The following is a 3,175-nucleotide window of genomic DNA, read 5'->3' as shown; positions in this document are numbered from 1 at the left end:
GCCGTCCGGTGTCGCGCCCGGCCGACCGCTATTGGGTGCTGGGCGGGATCGGAGCCGCGGCCGCCGCGTCGCTGGGCCTCTATGTCGTCTTCGGCGCGCCCGGCATGAAGGATCAGGCCTATGAGACCCGCGTGCGCGAATGGGCCTCGACGCCCGAGGCGCTGGAGCCGGCGCAGGTCGCGGCCGTGCTGGGGCAGGTGGTCAAGGACCGGCCCGACGACCGTCTGGCCTTGACCATGCTGGGCGCCGCCCGGTTCGAGGCAGGCGACCCCATCGGCGCGGCCTCGGCCTTCCGCCGCGCCCTGGCCATCCAGCCCGACGACGCCCAGAGCTGGGCGCGGCTGGGCGAGAGCCTGGTGCGAGCCAATGACGGCGCGGTCGACGGCGACGCCGAGGCGGCCTTCCGCCAGGCGGTCAAGCTGGATCCCGACCAGTTGGGCGCGCGCTTCTATCTGGGCGAGGCCGCCCTGGCGCGCGGCGACCGGGCCGAGGCCGAAGCCATGTGGACGCCTCTGATCGCCGTGCTGGCGCCGTCGGATCCGCGTCGCGCCGACCTGCAGAAACGCCTGGCCGAGGCCGCCCGATGAGCCGTTGGCCCGCCCTTAACCTCGCCATATACGCGGTGGTGTTTTCCGCCGTCCCCGGATCGTCGACATGAGCTGGTTGCCCAAATCGCCCAAGGCGCGCCGCCGCCTGTGGGTCGTCATCGCTGCGGCGCCGGTGCTGGCGCTGGCCGTCGGCCTGTCGTTGTGGGCGATGAAGGACAATGTGACCTTCTTCTACTCCCCCTCTGAGGTGACGCCGCAGAAGGTTCCGGCCGGCCAGATGATCCGCCTGGGCGGTCTGGTTGAGGCGGGCAGCGTGCACAAGGCCGCCGACGGTTCGGTCGTCTTCGTCGTCACCGACAACGGGGCGACGGCGCAGGTGATCTATCACGGCGACCTGCCCGACCTGTTCCGCGAGGGGCAGGGCATTGTGGCTCAAGGGTCGTTCCGCCCCGACCGCACCTTCGAGGCCAGCCAGGTGCTGGCCAAGCATGACGAGACCTATATGCCGCGCGAAGTCGCCGACCGGCTGAAGGAAAAGGGCGAGTGGCGGCCCGAGGGCGACGAGGCCGCGCCCGCCGCCGCAACCGTGCAGCAGGGGGCTTAAGCCTTGATCGTCGAACTGGGCGCCTTCGCCCTGATCCTGGCGCTGGTGCTGTCGGTGCTCAGTCTGGCGCTGACCACGGCGGGCCGTCTGCGGCTCAGTCCGGTGCTGGCCGGGGCGGGGGGCGGCGCCATGCTGGCCTCGGCCGCGGCGATCGCCCTGGCCTTCGCCGCGCTGATCTACGCCTTCGTGGTGTCGGACTTCTCAGTGTCGAACGTGGCCATGAACAGCCATACCGACAAGCCGGTCTTCTACAAGGTCGCCGCCGCCTGGGGCAGCCATGAAGGCTCCCTGCTGCTGTGGTGTCTGGTGATGACGGTCTTCGGCGGGGCGCTGGCCCTGGCGCGCGGCCTGCCGTTCGGGCTGAAGACCTCGGCCGTGGCCGTGCAGGCGGCCCTGTCGAGCCTGTTCCTGGCCTTCGCCGCCTTCACCTCCAACCCCTTCTTCCGGCTGGACCCGGCGCCGGTGCAGGGCGCGTCCCTGAACCCCCTGTTGCAGGATCCGGCGCTGGCGGTGCACCCGCCGCTGCTCTACGGCGGCTATGTCGGGTTTTCGGTCTGCTTCTCGCTGGCGGTCGCCGCCCTGATCGAGAAGCGTGTCGATCCGGCCTGGGGCCGCTGGGTGCGGCCGTGGGCGCTGGCGTCCTGGGCCCTGCTGACCGTTGGCATCGCGCTGGGCTCCTTCTGGGCCTATTACGAACTGGGCTGGGGCGGCTGGTGGTTCTGGGATCCGGTCGAGAACGCCAGCTTCATGCCGTGGCTGGCGGGCGCGGCCCTGCTGCACTCGGCCATCGTCACCGAGCGACGCGGGGCGCTGGCGGGTTGGACGGTCTTCCTGGCGATCCTGGCCTTCACCTTCTCCATGCTGGGCGCCTTCCTTGTGCGCTCGGGCGTGCTGACCAGCGTCCACGCCTTCGCCGTCGATCCCCAGCGGGGGATGATGCTGCTCGCCATTCTGGGTGTCGCGGCGGGCGCGGCCTTCATCCTGTTCGCCCTGCGCGCCCCGGCCATCCGCTCGGGCGCCGCCTTCGCCCCGGTCAGCCGCGAAGGCGCGCTGGTGCTGAACAACCTGTTCCTGACGGCGGCGGCGGCCACGGTGCTGCTGGGCACCCTTTATCCGCTCATTCTGGAAGGCGTGACGGGGGCGACCATCTCGGTCGGCCCGCCCTATTTCAACGCCGTCTTCAACCCGTTGATGATCGTGGCCTGTCTGATCCTGCCCGCCGGGCCGCTGCTGGCGTGGAAGCGGGGCGATCTGAAGGGCGCCCTGCAGCGCCTGTGGCTGGCCGCCGCTCTGGCGATCGCCGCCGCCTTCGCCGCCTTCTTCCTGTTCGAGCCGAAGAAGGCGCTGGCCGCCGCAGGCTTGGGCGTCGGGGCGTGGCTGATCTGCGGGGCGCTGGCGGAGCTGGGCGTGCGCACCAAGGCCTTCCGCGCGCCCTTGGCCGAGACTCTACGCCGCGCCAAGGGCCTGCCGCTGGGCGCCTGGGGCATGGCGCTGGCCCACGCCGGTCTGGGCGTCTTCATTCTGGGGGCCGTGGTCGAGACCAGCTTCAAGGCCGAGGCTGCGCTGGCCCTGCCGCTGGGCGGGGAAGTCGCCGCCGGGCCATGGAAGGCGCGGCTGGACGCGGTTCAGGTCATCGAGGGCCCGAACTATCTGGCCGAGCAGGGCCGCCTGACCATCATGCCGGTCGACGGACGCGCGCCCGAGCGCGTCATCACCGCCGAGCGCCGCTTCTTCCCGGCGGGCGGCCAGACCACGACCGAGGTCGGCCTCGACTTCCGCGGTCTGGACGATGTCTACGCGGTCATGGGCGACCGCGCGGCGACCGACGACGGCGAGCGGGCCTGGATCGTGCGCATCTACTACAACCCCTGGGCGCGGTTGATCTTCCTAGGCCCGGCGCTGATGGCGCTGGGCGGGCTGATCTCCCTGCTGGACCGGCGCCTGCGCGTCGGGGCGGGCTCGCGCGTGAAGAAGGCCGCCCAGCCGGGCGAGCCGGTCGAGGCGCAGGCGTGAGGCGCGCCGC

3 protein-coding genes are annotated in these 3,175 nt (G+C 71.7%); all 3 read left to right on the top strand.

What is annotated here, in order from left to right:
• Positions 1 to 587: tetratricopeptide repeat protein (locus BDIM_RS00670; RefSeq protein ID WP_050796552.1), on the top strand; the 587-nt coding region annotated here is incomplete at its 5' end.
• 67 nt (positions 588 to 654) lie between these two features.
• Positions 655 to 1,152 (top strand): cytochrome c maturation protein CcmE, encoded by a 498-nt coding sequence (ccmE, locus tag BDIM_RS00665; RefSeq protein WP_003163639.1) that lies wholly within the window; start codon positions 655 to 657, stop codon positions 1,150 to 1,152.
• A 3-nt stretch (positions 1,153 to 1,155) separates the two neighbouring features.
• On the top strand, positions 1,156 to 3,165 hold the full coding sequence (locus tag BDIM_RS00660; protein WP_040344456.1) for a heme lyase CcmF/NrfE family subunit: 2,010 nt from the start codon (positions 1,156 to 1,158) through the stop codon (positions 3,163 to 3,165).
• The last annotated feature ends 10 nt before the right edge of the window (positions 3,166 to 3,175 follow it).

Origin of the sequence: Brevundimonas diminuta ATCC 11568 (assembly GCF_000204035.1) — a bacterium.
Taxonomy (GTDB): domain Bacteria; phylum Pseudomonadota; class Alphaproteobacteria; order Caulobacterales; family Caulobacteraceae; genus Brevundimonas; species Brevundimonas diminuta.
Note: the sequence above shows the minus strand (reverse complement) of the source record. Positions and strands in the feature narration are given on the sequence as shown.